The 248-nt window shown below is 62.5% G+C and carries 1 protein-coding gene; it reads left to right on the forward strand.

The window, feature by feature from the left end:
• A partial coding sequence (locus AAEY78_RS14415) for a LysR substrate-binding domain-containing protein (RefSeq protein ID WP_352340122.1) occupies positions 1 to 248 on the forward strand: 248 nt, incomplete at both ends.

A 248-nucleotide genomic window follows, 5' to 3' on the forward strand; every position in this document is an offset into this window, starting at 1 on the left:
GTGTTGCAGCACGCCCTGAGCCTGGTGCATGGCGCAGCGCTGCTGAGCAGTGAAGTGACGCGCATGACCAAGCTCGACGCCGGCGACCTGCGCTTCGGCTGCGGCCCGGCGCCAGCGATGAAACTGGTGCCGAATGCAGTGGCACGGTTTATCAACGCGCACCCGAAAATCCGCACCACGTTTCAGGTGGATAACTGGGAAACCCTCAGCCGCCGCCTGAGCCGTGAAGAGATCGAATTCTTCATCGC

The organism is Psychrobacter sp. 16-MNA-CIBAN-0192 (genome assembly GCF_040309565.1).
Lineage (GTDB): Bacteria > Pseudomonadota > Gammaproteobacteria > Pseudomonadales > Moraxellaceae > Psychrobacter.